The organism is Pseudomonas sp. WS 5051, from assembly GCF_012985715.1.
Classification (GTDB): Bacteria; Pseudomonadota; Gammaproteobacteria; order Pseudomonadales; family Pseudomonadaceae; genus Aquipseudomonas; species Aquipseudomonas bubulae.
The window spans coordinates 96,702-116,313 of sequence record NZ_JAAQWV010000011.1; the positions used below are offsets into that span (position 1 = coordinate 96,702).

Consider the following 19,612-nt stretch of genomic DNA (forward strand, 5'->3'; position numbering starts at 1 on the left):
GCCAGTAGGAAATATCGCTGCAAGTCTAGGAATTTTCTGGTTTTACCGTTTTTTTTTGAACGCTTAGTTTATTTAAACAGGCTTGGCTTGCCCGTAGACTCTGTGTTCATGAATACATCCGGTGATCGCCTGAAAGCCCTCCTGCGGGAGTGCCATTTAACCGCTTCGGACTTCGCAGCCAATCGCCGCGTTACGCCGCAGCACGTCAACAACTGGTTCAAACGGGGCATTCCGATGGCTCGCCTGGACGAAATCGCCGAACTGCTGTGCGTCAACAGCCGCTGGCTACGTACCGGCGAGGGCGTCAAGCATCCGGGCCTTGTCAGCAGCAACGATGAAAAATCGCCTGCCCAGACCGGACAGCCCAAACCGGCTAATGCCTGCGATATTGACGCGCCCTTCTACAACGAAACCTTGCACCCCGACGGATCAGGCAAAACCCATGTGGTGAAAATTCCTGATTGCACCGTGCGGCTCAGTTGCTCGACCCTGCAGGCCCTGGATGTCAGCCCCGACCAGGCCATTTGCGCACCCATGATTGGCAACAGCATGGCGCACAGGATCCAGGATGGTTCCACAGTCGCCATCGACCGCAGCCTGACCCAAATCGTCGACGGTGAAATCTACGCGCTCGAGCAGGATGGCATGCTGCGCATCAAATACCTCTACCGCCTGCCCAACAACGGCCTGCGCATCCGCAGCCACAACTGCCTGGAGTATCCGGACGAAGTCTTTGACGCAACAGAAGTCCATGCGCAGCAGATACGGATACTGGGCTGGGTATTCTGGTGGTCCACGCTTAGCCAGCGACGCCCGCCAGTGCCTTACAAACTGGACGAACAACCTTAGGTCTGGGAAAAGTACTCAAACCCCAGTATGATTCGTCGCACTTGTGCACTCCCCCTCGCGGCACGCGAGCCGGAATGCAGGGCCAGGCAGCAAAAAGCCGCTACGCCCCACAACCAGCCACAACGCGCTGGATGTCCCGATTGAAGGCGAGTACGGCTTACCAAAAATAAGCCAAACCCGCCCCCGAGAAGCCGGCCACAAGCCGGCTTTTTAATGCCTGAAATAATCCTCGTTCACTCGACACTCCTCGATAGCGACGCCATCACCCGCCAGTTCGCGTTCGATCTGTTCGATGCTGGGCAAACTGGTCTGCAACTCTGCTGGCAGTGACTCTACCAACTGGTACTCGGCCACGCCGATGGGCCGGGTGTTATCGCGCAAGGCGTACTCGGCCACCACCTTGTTCTTGCTGGAGCACAGCAACAGGCCGATGGTGGGGCTGTCCTGGGGATCCTTGACCTGCCCATCCACGGCGGCCAGATAAAAACCCAACTGCCCAAGGTGCTCCGGTTTGAATTTACCGGCCTTGAGTTCAACCACTACATAGCAGCGCAGCTTGAGGTGGTAGAACAGCAGATCGATGAAAAACTCGTCACCTCCCACATTCAAAAGCACTTGTTTGCCGACGAAGGCAAAACCTGCGCCCAGCTCCAGCAAAAAGTCGGTGACATGCCTGACCAAAGCAGTTTCTATCTCTCGTTCATGCGCATCAGCGCCAAGGCCAAGAAAGTCGAAACGGTAAGGATCTTTCAACGATTCACGGGCCAAATCGGACTGGGGTTTGGGCAAGAAGTTTTCAAAATTGCTCACGGCCTTGCCACTGCGCTCCAGTAAACGACCCTCGATCTGCATGACCAGCGTATTTCGCGACCAGTTGTGTTCGATGGCCTTGGCCGCATACCAACGGCGGGTTTCGGGACCGGGGAGTTTGTCCAGCAGCACCAGATTGTGCCCCCAAGGCAATTGTGCAACAGCCTGCTGCACAATTGCCGTATCAGGCCATGCCTGGGCAAAGGCACGCATATATTTGAGGTTGCGTGGCGAGAAACCTTTCATGTGCGGGAAGGCTGCGCGCAGATCCAGCGCCAGACGCTCAATCACTTTCGTGCCCCAACCTTGCTGTGTCTGGCGGGTCAAAATGTCGTGACCGATTTGCCAGTACAGCAGTACCAGCTCGCGGTTCACCGCCAACGTGGCGCGCTGCTGGGCGCCATGAATGCGGCCTTTAAGATCGCTCAACCAGTCACTGTAGCCCTCGGGCTGCGCACTCAAACCAACAGGAGTTTCACTCATGGCTTTTTCTCTCGTGACCACGCCAGCGTGCTCGAAACATCTGCAGTGCACAGATCCAATCGCTGGCAGGGCACACAACATAAGCCTTTAAATTCGGTCTTTTCGTACGACACTTCGCTTTCATTCTCGTGAAACTTCCGAGAAAAATCCCGTTCGCTTGCGCCTGCCAATTTCGGGAAATAGTCTCGGGCCATCGCTGCAAAATCAGCGGTCGGGTTTAGTCGCCCGATCTGTAATCCGGCGCAAGGCAACACCTCCGCAAGGTGCTTTTTACGGCCTGCGTTTTATGGTGGCCGTGCGCAGGGCGCCCTTGTGGCGCGCCGGGTTCCGGATGCACCGGTCGACTAACCTGCGTACGGCTGCCACCCACTCGTTTAGTAGCGACAAGTGAAAACCCCCTCACCTGGATACATGGGCGCCCTGTCGATTTGCCCCAAAACCCGCCGTCTGCTAGTGTCAGCCGGTTTTAACGCCTACCGAGAATGCCGCCATGGCCCGCAAAAAAGCTTCCCCGGATTTCGAACAGTCACTCGCTGACCTGCAAACACTGGTCGAGCGTCTGGAAAATGGCGAGCTGTCGCTGGAAGATTCCCTGACCGCCTTCGAACAAGGCATCCGCCTGACCCGTGATTGCCAGGGCGCACTGGCCCAGGCCGAGCAGAAAGTACAGATCCTGCTTGAGCGTGACGGTGAGCTGGCACAAGAGCCTTTTGATGCGGAACAGTCCGAATGATTGATGCTTACCAGATCAGCAGCCAGGCCCGTGTCAATGCGGCGCTTGAAAGCCTGTTTGTCGCTCCGGCTCCCGAGCTGGCCCGTCTTTATGAGGCCATGCGCTACAGCGTCATGAATGGCGGCAAACGGGTTCGCCCGCTGCTGGCCTATGCCGCCTGCGAAGCCCTCGGCAGTACACCTGAGCAAGCCAATGGCGCGGCCTGTGCCGTGGAATTGATCCACGCCTATTCGCTGGTGCACGACGACTTGCCCGCAATGGACGATGACGATCTGCGTCGCGGCCAGCCAACCACCCACAAAGCGTTCGACGAAGCCTGCGCCATTCTGGCGGGCGACGGCCTGCAAAGCCTGGCGTTCAGCGCTTTGCTCGACCCGCGCCTGAGCAACCTGAACGCCGACACCCGTTTGCGCATGGTCACGGCCCTGGCTTTTGCTGCAGGTCCGGCGGGCATGGTCGGCGGGCAAGCGATCGACCTCGGTTCGGTGGGGCTCAAGCTCGACCAGGCCGCGCTGGAATACATGCACCGGCACAAGACCGGCGCCCTGATCGAAGCCAGCGTGCAACTGGGCGCCCTGGCCAGCGGTCATGCAAACGAAGACAACCTGCACGCACTGAGCGTTTATGCACGGGCCATTGGCCTGGCGTTTCAGGTTCAGGACGACATTCTGGATGTTGAAAGCGATACCGCAACTCTGGGTAAACGCCAGGGGGCCGACATAGCACGGGACAAACCGACCTACCCCGCCCTGATGGGGCTGGAGCAGGCCAAAGGCTATGCGCTTGAGCTGCGCGACCAGGCGCTCAACGCCCTGCGACATTTTGATGCAGCCGCCGAACCGCTGCGTGAACTGGCACGTTATATCGTTGAGCGACGCCACTAAAGGGCGCTCCTCGGTAACGTTTTCTGACAGCTCTAATGCCAAGGTCTTACGAACGAATGCCAGACTGCGTGGGCAGCTTACGTTCCATAAGGTAAACTGCCGCCTCTTCTTATACCTATAACGATTCGCCTGATGCCAACGACGTTTCAAGAGATTCCCCGCAACCGTCCGACTACGCCCCTGCTTGACCGGGCAGGCACGCCTGCGGGCCTGCGCCGCCTGGCAGAAGCCGAGCTGGAAACCCTGGCCGATGAGTTGCGCCTGGAATTGCTCTATACCGTCGGCCAGACGGGCGGGCATTTCGGTGCCGGCCTGGGTGTCATTGAGCTGACCATCGCGTTGCACTACGTGTTCGACACCCCGGACGACCGGCTGGTGTGGGACGTGGGCCATCAGGCGTATCCGCATAAAATCCTCACCGGCCGTCGCGAGCAGATGGCAACGTTGCGTCAGAAAGACGGCATTGCCGCTTTCCCGCGTCGTGCCGAGAGCGAGTACGACACCTTTGGTGTCGGCCACTCCAGCACCTCGATCAGCGCAGCGCTGGGCATGGCCATTGCCGCCCGCTTGCAAAAAAGCGAGCGCAAGGCGATTGCCGTGATCGGTGACGGCGCATTGACTGCGGGCATGGCGTTTGAGGCGTTGAACCACGCGCCCGAAGTCGACGCCAACATGCTGGTGATCCTCAACGACAACGACATGTCGATCTCGCGCAATGTTGGTGGTTTGTCCAACTACCTGGCCAAGATCCTGTCGAGCCGCACCTATGCAAGCATGCGCGAAGGCAGCAAAAAGGTGCTCTCGCGTCTGCCTGGTGCGTGGGAAATTGCGCGGCGCACAGAAGAATATGCCAAGGGCATGCTGGTACCCGGCACCCTGTTCGAAGAGTTGGGCTGGAACTATATCGGCCCGATCGATGGCCACGACCTGCCGACCTTGATCGCGACGCTGCGCAATATGCGCGACCTCAAAGGGCCGCAGTTTCTGCATATCGTCACCAAAAAAGGCAAGGGCTTCGCTCCGGCCGAAGCGGACCCGATCGGCTATCACGCCATCACCAAGCTCGAACCGCTCAATGCTCCGAAAGCTGCACCGAAGGCACCCAGCGGGCCCAAGTACTCCGCCGTGTTTGGCGAGTGGCTGTGCGACATGGCCGCTGCCGATGAGCGCCTGGTGGGCATCACCCCGGCCATGAAAGAAGGCTCGGATCTGATTGCGTTCAGCGAGCGGTATCCAAAGCGCTATTTCGACGTGGCGATTGCAGAGCAACATGCCGTGACCTTTGCTGCCGGCATGGCCTGCGAAGGCTCCAAGCCGGTAGTGGCAATTTACTCGACGTTCCTGCAGCGCGGTTACGACCAGCTGGTGCATGACGTCGCGGTGCAGAATCTTGACGTGCTGTTCGCCATCGACCGTGCCGGCCTGGTGGGCGAAGACGGCCCGACCCACGCAGGCAGCTTCGATCTGTCGTTCCTGCGCTGCATCCCGGGCATGCTTATCATGACCCCGAGCGATGAGAACGAACTGCGCAAAATGCTCACCACCGGCCACCTGTACAACGGCCCGGCGGCAGTGCGTTACCCTCGCGGCACAGGCCCGAACGCAGTGATCGAAAAAAACCTCGAGCCGCTGGAAATCGGCAAGGGCGTGATTCGTCGCCAGGGTTCGAAAGTCGCCATGCTGGTATTCGGCGTGCAACTGGCAGAAGCCCTGCAAGTGGCAGAAAAAATCGACGCCACCGTGGTCGACATGCGCTTCGTCAAGCCGATGGATGAAGAGCTGGTTCGCGAAATGGCTGCCAGCCATGAGCTGCTGGTGACCATCGAAGAGAACGCTGTCATGGGCGGCGCAGGCGCCGGCGTCAGCGAGTTCCTGGCCCGTGAAAACGTGCTCAAGTCTGTGCTGCACCTGGGCTTGCCGGATATTTACGTCGAACATGCCAAACCGAGCCAGATGCTGGCCGAATGCGGCCTGGATGCGGCAGGTATCGAAGCCTCGGTACGTCAGCGCATGGAACTCCTGGGGCTCTGAGCCACTTGGTCTGCGCGATTTCGTAGCAGCTGCCGCAGGCTGCGTTCGATTGCGAAGCGATCGTAAATCCGCCCCCCTCGGTGATACTGATACACCGCGAGGCATGGTTTACGGTGGCTACGCCACCGAACGCAGCCTCGTTCCTACGGCAGCTGCTACGGTCCGCCCAACACCCTGTTGAGACACCATGAAACGCCTTCGTCTTGCTCTGATCCTCGGTTTTATCCCCGCCTGCCCTTTGCTTGCAGAGCCGCTGGAGCGCGAAGATGCGCTCAAACTCCCGCAGATCCTGATCACCGGCAATCGCCAGGTCGAGGCTCGCTCGGACAGCACAAGCGCCAACAGCGTGTTCACCCGTGACGATATCGACCGCCTGCAACCCACCAGCCTGACCGACTTGCTCGGCCGGGTACCCGGTGTACAAGTGGCCCGCAGCGGTGGACGCGGCGGTTTGCCGGGGATTTACATTCGCGGCACCAAGTCGGCGCAAAGCCTGGTGCTGGTCGACGGCCAGCGCATGGCCAATGCCACTTCGGCCGACAGTAATCTGCAGTACCTCAATATCGATCAGATCGAGCGGGTTGAAGTGCTGCGCGGCTCGCGCTCGGTGATCTACGGCAGCGATGCGATTGGCGGTGTGATCCAGATTTTCACCCGACGCGGTGCCGATCAAGCCCCGCAGCTTCGCCTGCATAGTGCAGTGGGCAGTTATGGCAGCTCGCAAAACAGCCTGGGCATCTCCGGTGGCGACGGGCAAACGCGCTACAACCTCAGTGGCAGCCTGGAACAAACCGCCGGGATCAACCGCACCCACGAATCCTTCCCCAGCGACAGCGACCACGACGCCTATCGCAACAAGTCACTGAGCCTGAACCTGAGCCACTACCTGAACCAGGAGCTTGAAATTGGCCTGACGGCCATGAAAAACGTCGGCAAGACCGAACTCGACAATTCGTTCGGGCGCTGGGACCCGCAGACCCAGACTGTCAGTGGCCAACAGCTCTACAGCGATTTTGATATCAGCAGCGTCGGCAGTTTTATCGACGCGCAACTGAACGAACGCTGGAACTCGCGCCTGGAGCTGGGCCACAGCGAAAACCGTGAAAAAACCCGGGACAAACTCAGCGCCGAGATCTACAGCTTCAACACCTATCGCGACTCGCTGAACTGGCAGAACAACCTGACGCTGGACGATCAAAACAGCCTGATCCTCGGCGCCGACGCCTATCAAGACCGGGTACGCAGCAGCACCGTTTTCGAGGAAGACAGCCGCTGGAACCGCGCCGCGTTTGTTCAGCACCGCTTCCACGGCGAGTACTTCTCGACCGAGCTGGGCCTGCGTCACGACCAGAACCAGCAATTTGGCAGCCACAACACCTGGAGCGCCAGCCTGACGGTGCCGCTGAACGCCGACAACGACGTTATGCTGACTTACAGTGAAGGGTTTCGCGCACCGACGTTCAATGACTTGTACTACCCGCAGTTCGGCAATCCCGATCTCAAGCCGGAATACTCAAAAAGCTACGAGCTGCAATGGCGCAGTCAGCTAAGTGAGACCAGTCGCCTGGAAACCTCGCTGTATCGCACCGATATTCGCGACGCGATTGTGGCCGATGCCGACTTTATTCAGCAGAACATCGGCGCAGCACGGATCACCGGTTTCGAAAGCGCGTTGCAGCAAGAATGGTTCGGCTGGCAGAGCAGCCTGGGTATCGCGATTATTGACCCGCGCGATCGTGATACCGGCCATACCCTGAGCCGCCGCGCACGCCGTACCTTGAGCTTGGATCTGGATCGGCAATTTGACAAGGTAGGTGTCGGCGCCAGCTGGCAAGCGGTGAGCAGCAGCTTCAATGATGAAGACAACAAGCAGCCCGTTGGCGGTTATGGCTTGCTGGGATTACGCGGCAACTGGCAGGCCAGCTCAGAAGTGCGGCTCGACCTGAAGGTCGATAACCTGCTGGACAAAAGCTTCACCCGCGCGCTGTACAGCTATGACGGCAACTACTATGGCTACCGCGAAGAACGGCGCTCGCTGCAGCTGGCAATTACCTGGACGCCGACGTTCTAAACCTGTGGGCGCGGGATGGCTCGCGATAGCATCACCGCGACTTACCTGACACTGCGCATCACCTGCATCGCGAGCAAGCCCGCTCCCACAGATAATTTTTATCTCTGTAATTGCTCACACAATCTGGCCGTCGCTTCCAGCATCTGCCCGCTCGGACGCTCCAGGCCCTTGTCGGCCAATAGCAGCAAACGCCCATGCTTGACCGCATCGATCTGCGGCCAGGCTTTCCAGGCATCCAGCTGCGCCTGGGTGCCGGCGATAATCACCTCAGGATTACGCTGTAACACAGACTCTATACCAACCTGCGGCGCCGGCAGTTTGAGGTCGTCAAACATATTGCTTGCCCCGCACACTGCCAGCGCATCACTGATGATTTGCCCGCCGCCGATGGTGTACAGCGGCTGATCCCACACCTGATAAAACACCCGCACAGGCACGTCAGTCCGGTACTGTTCACGCAGTTGTGCCAGACGTTGGCGCAGTTGCGTTGCCTGCTCCCTTCCACGCTGCGGGCGACCCAGGGCGATGGCCAGGGCTTCAACCTGATCGGCCAGTTGATCGAGGCTTGCCGGTTCGGCGGTGAAGGTGGGGATATTCAGGTTACGCAATTGCTCGCGCTGGGCAACACCCACACTGCCTGGCCAAAGCAAAAGCAGGTCGGGTTGCAGGCTGAGCAGACGCTCCATGTCCAGTTGCCCGTAGCGGCCCACAGAAGGCACGCCGGCAAGCTCAGGTAACGGCTCCCCTGCTTCCAGACGCCCTACCAGCAAATCGGCGGCGCCGAGTTCGACAACCATTTCAGAAAGGGACGGTGACAGGCTCACCACGCGGCTGACAGCCTGGGCAGAAAAGCTGACAGTCAGCAACAGAGCTGCCAGCCAGACGCGCATCAGCCTACCTGGCGGGGGACGCGATAGAGGTAAAACAGCACCAGCGTTGACAGTACCAGCAGCAATAGCGGTACGCCTTCAAGCCCGACAAACACCGCCAGCGTGGCAATCCAGGTGGGCAGCCCCGCCGCCAGCAGGGACCGCTGACGTGCACGCGCCAACTCATCCCAGGCTGCAGGTTCCTGTGGGGTGTCGAGGGCTTTCTGCAGATTGATCAGGCCATGTTTGTAAGGCCCGAACGTGCGCAGGGTGACGAACATCGAAGCCACGCCCGCAATAAATAACGGCATTGCCAGCTCAGGCAGCAACGGCTCGGCGCTGCCGAAAAACCAGCAGACCAGCACCAGAGGCAGCAGGGTCAGCAGCAGCTGTTGCCACCAACTGAAACTCAGGCGCCGACGACGCTGGCCACGGGTCATGCCGGGTCAGCCTCGCTCTGATGCTGGTTACCCATCATGTGCCCTAGCTTGTTGGCTTTGGTCGCCAGGTACAGCTTGTTGTGCGGGTTGTGCCCGGTGTGCAGCGGCACACGCTCGGCCACGGTGATGCCCATGTCAGTCAGGGCTTTGACCTTGCGCGGATTGTTGGTCATCAGGCGCAGCGAATGCACGCCTACGTGCTCCAGCATCGGCAGGCAAATGGCGTAATCGCGCTGGTCGGCGGCAAAGCCGAGGCGCTCGTTGGCTTCAACGGTATCGGCGCCGCCATCTTGCAACTCGTAGGCACGGATTTTGTTGAGCAAGCCGATGCCACGGCCTTCCTGACGCAGGTACAGCAATACGCCACGACCTTCGCGGGCAATGGCCTGCAAGGCGGCTTCAAGCTGCGAGCCGCAGTCGCAGCGCTGGCTGAACAGGGCGTCACCGGTCAGGCATTCGGAATGCACACGCCCCAGAACCGGCGCACCGTCTGTAACGTCGCCCAAACTGAGCACAACGTGTTCACGACCCGTGGCCTTCTCAAGGAAGCCATGCATAGTGAACTCGGCAAAGGGGGTGGGTAATTTGCAAGCGGCAACGAAAACGACAGGCACCGTGTGCTCCTGATCAGTTTGAGTACTGGAAATTCGCAGAGGCGACATTGTAACAGGAGGTTCCTACAGACGCTTAGGCTGAATTACCGAGGATAAATATCTAAAAGTTTGATGACTTACGCTACACAGGCCCCGTGGGAGCGGGCTTGCTCGCGAAACAGGCGATGCGGTGTATCAGGCTGAACGTGGCGCTGCCATCGCGAGCAAGCCCGCTCCCACAGGGTCACGCACGAAAATGCTGATAGCCGTGGACTGCCGGAGTAATGTCCAGGCCTTCGTCATCCAGCAGCGTGACGCCCTGCCCTTCAACCACGCGACCAATCACATGGATAGGCCAGCCATCGGCCAGCAGGGTCGGCACCTCAACCTCAGGCAAGGTAAACGCCAGTACATAGTCATCCCCGCCGCTCAACGCTGCCTGTTGCGCTCCCGCCTCGCCCAGGAACTCTTCCAGCGCCAGCGAGACCGGCACCCGGTCGAGTTCAATCGCCAGCCCCACCTTCGACGCCGCCGCGATATGCCCGCAATCGGCCAGCAGGCCATCGGAAATATCCAGCGCCGAGGTGGCTTTACCACGCAGGGCCTGGCCCAGCGCCAACTGCGGTTGTGGCGACCAGTAATGGGCCAGCAACGGTTCGCCTATCATCGATACCGCGGTGCGCTGCCCCAGCACCAACGGCAACGCCCCGGCCGCATTGCCCAGCTCGCCACCCACACACAGCAGGTCACCGGGGCGCGCGCCGCTGCGGGTCAGGGCATGGCCCGTGGGCACTCGCCCGAAAACTGTAAGGGTCAGACACAATGGCCCGCGCGTGGTGTCGCCACCGATAAGGCGCAGGCCACAGGTCTGGGCCATCAGGTTCAAACCACGGGCATAGGTTTGCAGCCACTCGGCGTCAAACGTCGGCAGTGTCAGGGCAAGGGTAAATGCGACAGGAGTTGCGCCCATGGCCGCCAAATCACTGGCCGCCACTGCCAGCGAACGCTGACCGAGCAGGAAAGGGTCGCAGGGATCTGCGAAGTGCACCCCGGCTACCAGGGTGTCGGTGGAAATCGCCAGCTGTTCCCCGAAGGGAACATCCAGCAGGGCGCAGTCGTCGCCAATACCCAGGGCAACACCCTCGCCGCCCTGCGCACAGGGCGCGGCAGCGAAGAAGTTGCGGATCAGCTCAAACTCGCCCATGGCCGACAGCGCGGTTTAGCGCTTGTAAGCCTTTACTTCAGCTTCACGCAGGCGTGGCGCCAATTTGTCGAGCACACCGTTGACGAACTTGTGGCCGTCGGTGGAGCCGAACACTTTCGCCAGCTCGATGCCTTCGTTGATTACAACGCGGTAAGGCACGTCAACACGCTTGATCAGCTCCCAGGTGGACAGGCGCAGAACAGACAGCTCAACCGGATCGAGTTCTTCGATGGTGATGTCCAGGCACGGAACCAGGGCAGCATCGATCTCGCCTTTGTGCGCAGGCACGCCGTGCAGGATTTCACGGAAGTAGGCAGCATCAACGTCGGAGAAGTCGTTATCGACGCGGAATTGCGCTTCGATTTCGTTCAGCGACTGCTTGGCCATGTGCCATTGGTACAGAGCCTGAGTTGCGAGTTGACGCGCTTCACGGCGCTTGGCGCTCTTGGAAGGCTTGCCAGCGTCCGCAGGTTTCGGCTCGCGCGGGTTGAAACGATCGCTTTCGTCGGAAATCACTTGGCCTCCAACTGTGCCAACAGGCTAACCATTTCAAGGGCGGACAAGGCAGCTTCTGCGCCTTTGTTGCCAGCTTTGGTGCCCGAGCGCTCGATGGCTTGTTCAATCGAGTCAACGGTCAGCACGCCGAAGGCAACCGGTACGCCGAACTGCATGGACACTTGGGACAAGCCCTTGGTGCACTCGCCAGCAACGTATTCGAAATGCGGAGTACCGCCACGAATCACGGCGCCCAGGGCGATGATGGCGGCGAATTCGTTGCGCTGGGCAACTTTTTGCGCGACCAGCGGGATTTCAAACGCGCCAGGTGCGCGGATGATGGTGATGTCGCTTTCGTTCACACCGTGGCGAACCAGGGCATCAACGGCACCACTCACCAGGCTTTCGACGACGAAGCTGTTGAAACGGCCAACTACGAGTGCGTAGCGACCTTTGGGGGCGATGAAGGTACCTTCGATGGTCTTCAGGGTCATTCGGTATGTCTCGTATTAAAGAGCCAGAGCGCATTTGCATGCGCTCTTTAGGATATTGGGCCACGAATTCGGACTGGACACGACCGGTCTTTATTCGGAGGGCACGTATTCTACAACTTCCAGATCGAAACCGGATATGGCATTGAACTTCATTGGTGAACTCATCAGGCGCATTTTGCGTACACCGAGGTCACGCAGGATCTGCGAACCGGCACCGACAATGCTGTAGGTGGTCGGTTTTTTCACCGGCGCGTGGTCTGCCGTTTCGCGGATATTGGCCAGCAATACATCGCCATCCAGGGGGTGACCGAGCAACAGCACCACACCGCTGCCGGCTTCAGCCACCGCGCTCATGGCGGCGCGCAGGCTCCAGCGGCCGGGCTGTTTGACCATCAGCAGGTCGCGCAGCGGGTCCATGTTATGCACGCGCACCAGGGTCGGTTCTTCGGCGCAGATCTTGCCCAGGGTCAGTGCCATATGCACATCGCCTTCGACTGAATCACGATAGGTCACCAAATTGAATTGGCCCAGTTCGCTGTCCAGTGGCTGCTCGGCAATCCGCTGAACGGTACGTTCGTGAATCATGCGGTAGTGGATCAGGTCGGCAATGGTGCCGATCTTGATGCCGTGCTCGGCCGCGAAAGCTTCCAGTTCAGGGCGACGGGCCATGGTGCCATCGTCGTTCATCACTTCGCAGATCACTCCGCTTGGCTCGAACCCGGCCATGCGCGCCAGGTCGCACGCCGCTTCGGTGTGCCCTGCACGGGCCAGGGTGCCACCGGCTTGAGCCATCAACGGGAAGATATGGCCCGGGCTGACGATGTCTTCGGCTTTGGCGTCCTTGGCGGCCGCCGCTTGCACGGTGCGCGCGCGGTCAGCGGCAGAGATGCCGGTAGTGACGCCGGTGGCCGCTTCGATCGAGACCGTGAACTTGGTGCCAAAACCGGAACCGTTGCGCGGTGCCATCAACGGCAGCTTGAGCAGTTCGCAACGCTCGCGGCTCATCGGCATGCAGATCAGGCCACGGGCAAAGCGCGCCATAAAGTTGATGTGCTCGGCCTGACAACACTCGGCGGCCATGATCAGGTCGCCTTCGTTCTCGCGGTCTTCGTCATCCATAAGGATGACCATCTTGCCTTGGCGGATATCTTCAACCAGTTCTTCGATGCTGTTGAGCGCCACGCGGCACCCCCTTACGTCAGGATTTGAGAAAGCCGTTGGCGGCCAGAAAACTTTCGCTGATGCCACCCGAGGTCGGCTCGGCAGCTTTGTCACCCAGCAGCAAACGCTCAAGGTAGCGCGCCAGCAAATCGACCTCGAGGTTGACCCGGCGACCCGGACGGTAGTCCCCCATGATGGTTTCGCTCAGGGTGTGCGGAATGATGGTCAGCGAGAACTCGGCGCCATTGACCGCGTTCACCGTCAGGCTGGTGCCGTCGACCGTGATCGAGCCTTTATGGGCAATGTACTTGGCCAGTTCTTTGGGTGCACGGATGCGGAACTCGATGGCACGGGCGTTCTCCTCACGGGAGATCACCTCGCCCACGCCATCAACGTGACCGCTGACCAGATGACCGCCCAGGCGCGTGGTCGGGGTCAGGGCCTTTTCCAGGTTGACCCGGCTGCCGCTTTTCAAGTCGTTGAACGCGGTGCAATCGAGGGTCTCGCGGCTGACGTCAGCGGCAAAGCCGTTGCCCGACAGCTCAACGGCGGTCAGGCACACGCCATTGATGGCGATACTGTCGCCGAGTTTGACGTCGCTCAGGTCGAGCTTGCCGGTGTCGATGGAAACTCGCACATCACCGCCCTTGGGGGTCAATGCACGGATGCTGCCGATGGATTCAATGATGCCGGTAAACATGGCGTTCCCCTTGAGAACAAAGCCTGCGTAACACGAAGGCTGAGAATTATACGCTCGCTGACGGCACAGGTATGGCAGTGACTCGCCAGTCATCGCCTACCGCGCGCATGTCGGTAATTTTGAGCAATGGCGCTTCGCTCATATGGGTCAGCGGCAGCTCCAGTAATGGCCGCGCCGTAGAGCCCAAAAACTTGGCCGCGACAAATATCTGGTATTCATCCACCAACCCCTGCTCGGCAAAAGCCCCCGCCAGACGCGGCCCGGCCTCCACCAGCACTTCGTTGACGCCGCGGGCGGCCAGCGCCTGCAACAACTTGCGCAGGTCGACCTGGCCATTGGCGCCGTGGATCACCAGGCACTCGGGCCCGGTACGGTATTGCTCGGCAGGCGGCACGCAGGTGGCAACCAGCGCTGGCCCGGCCTTGAAGAACGGTGCATCCAGCGGCACCCGCAAACGCCCGTCGATCAACACCCGCAACGGCGGACGACTGAGCGCCAGCGCGGTCAGCTCGGGGCTCAGGCCCAGTTCAGGGCCGCGCACGGTCAGGCGGGCGCCATCGGCCAGCACGGTATCCGCACCCGTCAGCACCACACTGGCCTGGGCCCGCAAACGCTGCACCGCCGAGCGCGCTTCTGGCCCGGTGATCCACTGGCTTTCGCCGTTGGCCATCGCGGTGCGGCCATCAAGGCTCATGGCCATTTTGACCCGTACGAACGGCAGACCGTGCTCCATGCGCTTGAGAAAACCAGGGTTCAACGCCCGGGCATCGGCTTCCAGCACACCACTGCGCACTTCAATACCGGCATCGGCCAAACGCTTGAGGCCACGCCCGGCAACTTCCGGGTTGGGGTCCTGCATGGCTGCAACCACACGCGCCACACCTGCGCTAATCAGCCCTTCGGCGCACGGTGGGGTGTGCCCATGATGGCTGCACGGCTCAAGGGTGACATAGGCCGTGGCGCCCCGCGCCAGCTCACCGGCCGCGCGCAAGGCGTGGACTTCGGCATGGGGCTCGCCGGTGCGCACATGCCAGCCTTCGCCGACGATCTGCCCGTCACGTACGATGACGCAACCGACACGGGGGTTGGGGTGAGTGGTGTACAGCCCGTTGCGCGCCAGCTCGATGGCCCGCGCCATGTAATGGGTGTCTAAAATCGATTGTTCTGTGGACTGGATCATTCTTTGGAAGGCTCACGGGCAAGACGGTCGATCTCTTCGCGGAACTCGTTCAAGTCCTGGAAACGTCGATAGACCGAGGCAAAGCGGATATAGGCCACTTCGTCGAGCTTTTGCAGCTCGCCCATGACCAGTTCACCAACAACCAGCGATTTGACTTCGCGTTCGCCAGTGGCGCGCAGCTTGTGCTTGATCCGGGCCAGCGCGGCTTCAAGGCGCTCGACACTCACCGGACGCTTTTCCAGCGCACGCTGCATGCCGGCGCGCAGCTTTTCTTCATCGAACGGCTGGCGGCTGCCGTCCTGCTTGATAAGGCGGGGTAATACCAACTCAGCTGTTTCAAAGGTGGTGAAACGTTCACCACAGGCCAGGCATTCACGCCGGCGGCGCACCTGGTCGCCCTCGGCAACCAGACGCGAGTCGATGACTTTAGTGTCGTTGGCACCGCAGAAGGGACAGTGCATGGTGGCAGCCAACAAAAATGGGGAGCGCCATGTTAGCGCATCCCACTGGCAAGACAAGCCATAGGCTTTACGGTATACAGACGGGCTACTATCTTTTACACAATCTGATACACCGACTGACCTGCCGCTGGAGCCGTGTATGCCGCTACGAACGCTTGTTTTGCTGTGCCTTGCCAGTTTGCTGGTCGCTTGTAGCAGTGAGCCGCCAAAATCGGCACAGCCCCAAGTGCTGACGCAGCCAAAAACCGATGCCCCGGCTGACCTTGGCCCGCTGCCGTCATATCAGCGCGAGTTGAGCGGAGTGCTGACCGGTGTGCCGGCAGGCGCCGAGGTCGAGCTGGCCATGCTGATCGTTGACGATCGTGGCCGCCCCCAAGGCTTGATGGCCAGCAGCAAGATCCTCGGCAACAGCCAGGCGCTGCCCTTCAAGCTGCGCTTCAACCCGCAAGCCTTCCCGACCGGCATGCGGGTCGAGCTGCGCGGCCGCGCCAGCCAGTCCGGGCAATTGATCCTGCATCTGCCTTCGCGGATCATCAACCAGCCCACCACGCAGGCGCTGGGTACCCTGGCCTTCGTCAAAGCACCATGAATATACCGTTTGGCCTGCAGCAGTCGTTGAGCGAGTTGCTGGGTGATGCGCGGCTGGTGGCGACCGACTTGCCCGGCACCGCGCTCAAACTCTGGTTGATCGATGCCCACAATATGGATCGCGCCTTCACCCCCGACGAAACCCGGCGCATTCTCTACGAACCTCCCTACTGGGCCTTTTGCTGGGCCAGCGGGCTGGCGCTCGCACGCTTTCTGGCCGAGCAACCGCAGTGGGTCAAGGGCAAGCGCGTTCTGGATTTTGGTGCCGGTTCGGGCGTTGCAGCGATTGCAGCAGCCAGGGCCGGGGCGCTGGAAGTGGTGGCCTGTGACCTTGACCCGCTGGCACTGGCGGCCTGCAGGGCCAATGCCCAGCTCAACGATGTCGCGCTGGGCTACTCCAGCGATTTTTTTGCCGAGGCGGACCGGTTCGATCTGATCCTGGTGGCTGATGTGCTCTACGACCGCGAAAACCTGCCGCTGCTGGATCAGTTCCCTAGCCGCGGCCAGCAGACCCTGGTAGCCGATTCCCGCGTACGCAACTTCAAGCACCCGCTTTATCGGCAACTGGCCATGCTCAAGGCCCTGACCCTGCCCGACCTGGCCGAGCCCCACGAATTTCGCAACGTCAGCCTGTATCACGCACAACGCGAGCCTGTGCCTTTCAGCCACTGCGCCCAGCCTTTATAGTTGCTCTTATTTACCTGCTTCGAGACACGAAATGAATCAGCCTACGCCTTCTTACAGCTTCGACGTGACCTCCACTGACTTCGACAGGCTGGTGGTCCAGGCCTCATTCGACCAACCCGTACTGGTGGATTTCTGGGCCGAGTGGTGCGCTCCCTGCAAGGTGATGCTGCCGATCCTGGAGCAAATTGCCGAGGACTATCAGGGCGAACTGCTGCTGGCCAAGGTCAACTGTGATGTCGAGCAGGATATTGTTGGCCGCATTGGCATTCAGACCTTGCCCACCGTGGTGCTGTTCAAGGACGGCAAAGTGGTCGACGGTTTCCAGGAAGCCCAGCCGGAATCAGCGATCCGTGCCATGCTCGCGCCCCATGTGGTGATGCCTGAAGCTGCGGTTGAAGACCCGCTGGTTCAAGCCCAGGCGCTGTTTGCCGAAAGCCGTTTTGCCGATGCTGAAGCCTTGCTCAAAAGCATCCTGACTGAAGACAACAGCAACGCCAAAGCGCTGATCCTGTATGGCCGCTGCCTGGCTGAACGTGGCGAGCTGACTGAAGCACAAGCGGTGCTGGATGCGGTCAAGAGCGACGAGCACAAGGCCGAACTGGCCGGGGCCAAGGCGCAACTGACGTTCTTGCGCCAGGCAGCGGACTTGCCGGATGTGGCCGACCTGAAGACCCGCGTGGCACAAAACCCGCAGGACGACGAAGCGGCGTATCAACTGGCAATCCAGCAACTGGCACGCCAGCAATATGAAGGCGCACTGGACGGGCTACTGAAACTGTTCACCCGCAACCGCAGCTACAACGAAGGCATCACCCACAAGACCCTGCTGCAGGTGTTCGACCTGCTGGGCAATGATCACCCGCTGGTCACCACCTACCGCCGCAAGCTGTTTGCTGCGCTGTACTAAACCCCGATACATATCTGTAGATAATCTGTTGCAGGTCAAGCCCTATTGTGGGAGCGAGCCTGCTCGCGAACGACCTTCGCGAGCAGGCTCGCTCCCACAGTTGCAGTGTTCCTGTAGCTGCCAAACGCAGCCTCGTCCCTCGGCAGCTGCTACGGGAGTTTTTGTTACGCCACGTCAACCCAGCTGTAAATCGGCGAATCAGCACCGCTAACCACTTTCACCTCGGCACAATGGCGCAGGCGCACCAACAAGCGTTTGCCTGCGCCCGTGCTGCCGGTCAGCGCTTCAAGCTGCCCCAGCAATTCAGGCCCGCTGATCTGTCCAGCCTTGCGCAGCAAATCCTTGGTGGCTTCCCACACGGCATCATCCTGATTCGCAGGTTTTGCGGGCGGCTGGCTGATCGGTGCCTCACTGACGTGCAGTTGCGCGCCCAGCTTTATCCAGTCGCTCTCATCCAGCTCCACGGTCAAATCCACCGGCCAGTCGCCTATCGTTCCGCGAATGCGCACCATCGTCGTGCTCCTCAATTTTCTTGCAGCCATGCTCCCACGCGCCTTGCGTAACGCCAAGCACACGGGCAAACTCTCGCAACAGTTGTTATAAGATCACATAACAATATTTTCACATTTCTGCTGGAGTGCTCCCATGCGCCGTTTGCTTCTTGCTTTGCCGTTTGCCTTGTTGCCGCTGGCGATGGCTCACGCCGCCGACGATCATGATCACGACCATGAACACAGCAGCCTGGCGCCCCATGAACATGGCGTAGGCAGCTTGAATGTCGCGCTCGACGGCCAGACCCTGGAACTGGACCTGGATGGCCCGTCGATGAACCTGGTGGGCTTTGAACACGTTGCTACCACTGATGCTGACAAGGCCAAAGTCAGCTCGGTACGCAAACAACTGGAAGACCCACTGGTGCTGTTCAGCATCCCCAAGGCCGCCGGTTGCACAGCTGAAGCGCAGGAACTGAAAAGCCCGCTGTTCGAACCGGCGCCGGAAGAAGGCAGCGCCAAGGGCGAGCACCATCACAGCGATATCGAAGCCCACTATGCGTTTACCTGCAGCACGCCGGACGCTTTGAAAGCGCTGGATCTGGCGCAGTTTTTCAAGACATTCCCCGGCACCCATAAATTCAAGGTACAACTGATCGGCCCGAGCGGTCAGCAAGCCGTGGAAGTGACAGCCAAGGCACCTGTGCTGAAGTTTTAAACAGCTCCCACAGAAAGACTTCCACCAACTCCCAGGCGATCTCCTCCCCCAATGACCCAAGCACTTATCGAACTGAGCGACCTGAGTTTCCGCTGGCCGGGGCACCCCGTGCTACTGGATATTCCGGCGTTTCGCCTGCAAGCAGGTGAAACCCTGTTCCTCAAAGGCCCCAGTGGCAGTGGCAAAACCACTTTGCTGGGGTTGCTTGGCGGCGTGCAAAAAGCCAACAGCGGCAGCATCCGCTTGCTCGGCCAGGAGCTGGGAGAGCTGGGTTCCGGGGCCCGTGACCGTTTCCGGGTTGACCACACGGGCTATATCTTCCAGCAATTCAATTTGCTGCCATTTTTGTCGGTTCGCGAGAACGTCGAGCTGCCTTGCCACTTTTCCAAACTGCGTGCCAGCCGCGCCGTGCAACGCCACGGCAGTGTGGATAACGCCGCGCAAACCCTGCTGGCCCATCTGGGCCTTAAAGATCCGGCCCTGCTGGAGCGACGTGCAGACTCGTTATCCATCGGCCAGCAGCAGCGTGTTGCCGCCGCCCGCGCACTGATCGGTCAGCCCGAACTGGTGATTGCCGACGAGCCCACATCAGCGCTGGACGCGGACGCTCGCGAAGCCTTTATCCAGCTGCTGTTTGCCGAATGCCGTGAAGCGGGTGCCAGCCTGTTGTTTGTCAGCCACGATCAAAGCCTGGCCCCTCTGTTCGACCGTAACCTGTCGTTGTCTGAACTCAATCGCGCCGCCCTGTCGGTAGAGGTCTGAG

Annotated in this window: 22 protein-coding genes; 10 read left to right on the forward strand and 12 right to left on the reverse strand. The window is 60.2% G+C overall.

The window, feature by feature from the left end; genetic code table 11:
- Positions 1–108 precede the first annotated feature (108 nt).
- Entirely contained in the window at positions 109–849 is a 741-nt protein-coding gene (locus tag HBN79_RS17675) for an XRE family transcriptional regulator (RefSeq protein ID WP_094999457.1), read from the forward strand.
- Positions 850–1,059: 210 nt separating this feature from the next.
- On the opposite strand, the gene HBN79_RS17680 is transcribed toward HBN79_RS17675, so the two are convergent.
- Positions 1,060–2,142, reverse strand: coding sequence for a PDDEXK nuclease domain-containing protein (locus HBN79_RS17680; RefSeq protein ID WP_095019060.1), 1,083 nt, complete (start codon positions 2,140–2,142; stop codon positions 1,060–1,062).
- Positions 2,143–2,632: 490 nt separating this feature from the next.
- Here HBN79_RS17680 and HBN79_RS17685 point away from each other — a divergent pair, with 490 nt between their 5' ends.
- The 4 genes from HBN79_RS17685 (at position 2,633) to HBN79_RS17700 (ending at position 7,861) form a co-directional block, all read left to right on the forward strand.
- Entirely contained in the window at positions 2,633–2,875 is a 243-nt protein-coding gene (locus HBN79_RS17685) for an exodeoxyribonuclease VII small subunit (RefSeq protein ID WP_019824297.1), read from the forward strand.
- Positions 2,872–3,759 (forward strand): (2E,6E)-farnesyl diphosphate synthase, encoded by an 888-nt coding sequence (gene ispA, locus HBN79_RS17690; protein WP_095023465.1) that lies wholly within the window; start codon positions 2,872–2,874, stop codon positions 3,757–3,759. Before HBN79_RS17685 ends, ispA begins: the two co-directional genes overlap by 4 nt.
- Positions 3,760–3,891: 132 nt before the next feature.
- On the forward strand, positions 3,892–5,790 hold the full coding sequence (gene dxs, locus HBN79_RS17695) for a 1-deoxy-D-xylulose-5-phosphate synthase (RefSeq protein WP_094999460.1): 1,899 nt from the start codon (positions 3,892–3,894) through the stop codon (positions 5,788–5,790).
- 187 nt (positions 5,791–5,977) lie between these two features.
- Positions 5,978–7,861, forward strand: a complete 1,884-nt coding sequence (locus tag HBN79_RS17700) for a TonB-dependent receptor (RefSeq protein WP_095019062.1) — start codon at positions 5,978–5,980, stop codon at positions 7,859–7,861.
- A 98-nt stretch (positions 7,862–7,959) separates the two neighbouring features.
- Here the strand turns inward: HBN79_RS17700 and HBN79_RS17705 are convergent, their stop codons facing one another.
- The 10 genes from HBN79_RS17705 to nrdR all read right to left on the reverse strand — a co-directional run bounded on the left by HBN79_RS17705 (position 7,960) and on the right by nrdR (position 15,458).
- Positions 7,960–8,751, reverse strand: coding sequence for a cobalamin-binding protein (locus HBN79_RS17705; protein WP_095031790.1), 792 nt, complete (start codon positions 8,749–8,751; stop codon positions 7,960–7,962).
- Positions 8,751–9,170 carry an MFS transporter gene (locus HBN79_RS17710; protein ID WP_094999463.1) on the reverse strand — a complete coding sequence of 140 codons (420 nt, stop codon included), beginning with the start codon at positions 9,168–9,170 and terminating at the stop codon, positions 8,751–8,753. Before HBN79_RS17710 ends, HBN79_RS17705 begins: the two co-directional genes overlap by 1 nt.
- Positions 9,167–9,784 (reverse strand): GTP cyclohydrolase II, encoded by a 618-nt coding sequence (ribA, locus tag HBN79_RS17715; RefSeq protein WP_165446501.1) that lies wholly within the window; start codon positions 9,782–9,784, stop codon positions 9,167–9,169. Before ribA ends, HBN79_RS17710 begins: the two co-directional genes overlap by 4 nt.
- Before the next feature lie 223 nt (positions 9,785–10,007).
- A complete protein-coding gene (gene thiL / locus HBN79_RS17720; RefSeq protein ID WP_095020965.1) occupies positions 10,008–10,967 on the reverse strand; it encodes a thiamine-phosphate kinase in 960 nt (319 codons plus the stop codon).
- Positions 10,968–10,982: 15 nt separating this feature from the next.
- Complete coding sequence (gene nusB, locus HBN79_RS17725; protein ID WP_094999466.1) at positions 10,983–11,483, reverse strand: transcription antitermination factor NusB; 501 nt, start codon at positions 11,481–11,483, stop codon at positions 10,983–10,985.
- Positions 11,480–11,956 carry a 6,7-dimethyl-8-ribityllumazine synthase gene (gene ribE, locus HBN79_RS17730; protein WP_003444275.1) on the reverse strand — a complete coding sequence of 159 codons (477 nt, stop codon included), beginning with the start codon at positions 11,954–11,956 and terminating at the stop codon, positions 11,480–11,482. The genes nusB and ribE overlap by 4 nt, the downstream gene beginning before the upstream one ends.
- 90 nt (positions 11,957–12,046) lie before the next feature.
- Positions 12,047–13,138: a bifunctional 3,4-dihydroxy-2-butanone-4-phosphate synthase/GTP cyclohydrolase II gene (gene ribBA, locus HBN79_RS17735; RefSeq protein ID WP_094999467.1), complete on the reverse strand. Its 1,092-nt coding sequence runs from the start codon at positions 13,136–13,138 to the stop codon at positions 12,047–12,049.
- A gap of 16 nt (positions 13,139–13,154) precedes the next feature.
- Positions 13,155–13,817: a riboflavin synthase gene (locus HBN79_RS17740; protein ID WP_086795767.1), complete on the reverse strand. Its 663-nt coding sequence runs from the start codon at positions 13,815–13,817 to the stop codon at positions 13,155–13,157.
- Positions 13,818–13,863: 46 nt separating this feature from the next.
- Positions 13,864–14,997, reverse strand: coding sequence for a bifunctional diaminohydroxyphosphoribosylaminopyrimidine deaminase/5-amino-6-(5-phosphoribosylamino)uracil reductase RibD (gene ribD / locus HBN79_RS17745; RefSeq protein WP_165446500.1), 1,134 nt, complete (start codon positions 14,995–14,997; stop codon positions 13,864–13,866).
- Entirely contained in the window at positions 14,994–15,458 is a 465-nt protein-coding gene (gene nrdR / locus HBN79_RS17750) for a transcriptional regulator NrdR (RefSeq protein WP_029611200.1), read from the reverse strand. The genes ribD and nrdR overlap by 4 nt, the downstream gene beginning before the upstream one ends.
- Positions 15,459–15,597: 139 nt before the next feature.
- On the opposite strand from nrdR, the gene HBN79_RS17755 reads away from it, so the two are divergent.
- From HBN79_RS17755 to trxA, 3 genes are read left to right on the forward strand one after another with little or no spacing between them, the layout of a single operon-like run.
- The gene (locus tag HBN79_RS17755; RefSeq protein WP_094999468.1) at positions 15,598–16,047 is read left to right on the forward strand and encodes a hypothetical protein; all 450 of its coding nucleotides are present in this window, start codon (positions 15,598–15,600) and stop codon (positions 16,045–16,047) included.
- Positions 16,044–16,733 carry a 50S ribosomal protein L11 methyltransferase gene (locus HBN79_RS17760; RefSeq protein ID WP_169916959.1) on the forward strand — a complete coding sequence of 230 codons (690 nt, stop codon included), beginning with the start codon at positions 16,044–16,046 and terminating at the stop codon, positions 16,731–16,733. Before HBN79_RS17755 ends, HBN79_RS17760 begins: the two co-directional genes overlap by 4 nt.
- 31 nt (positions 16,734–16,764) lie before the next feature.
- Positions 16,765–17,640, forward strand: coding sequence for a thioredoxin (gene trxA, locus HBN79_RS17765; protein ID WP_094999470.1), 876 nt, complete (start codon positions 16,765–16,767; stop codon positions 17,638–17,640).
- 164 nt (positions 17,641–17,804) lie between these two features.
- Here trxA and HBN79_RS17770 read toward each other — a convergent pair whose 3' ends face one another.
- Positions 17,805–18,152 carry a hypothetical protein gene (locus HBN79_RS17770; protein ID WP_094999471.1) on the reverse strand — a complete coding sequence of 116 codons (348 nt, stop codon included), beginning with the start codon at positions 18,150–18,152 and terminating at the stop codon, positions 17,805–17,807.
- Between the two features lie 133 nt (positions 18,153–18,285).
- Between HBN79_RS17770 and HBN79_RS17775 the strand changes: the two genes are divergently transcribed.
- Complete coding sequence (locus HBN79_RS17775) at positions 18,286–18,849, forward strand: DUF2796 domain-containing protein (protein WP_095019067.1); 564 nt, start codon at positions 18,286–18,288, stop codon at positions 18,847–18,849.
- A gap of 51 nt (positions 18,850–18,900) precedes the next feature.
- Positions 18,901–19,611, forward strand: a complete 711-nt coding sequence (locus HBN79_RS17780; RefSeq protein ID WP_095019068.1) for an ABC transporter ATP-binding protein — start codon at positions 18,901–18,903, stop codon at positions 19,609–19,611.
- Position 19,612 lies beyond the last annotated feature (1 nt).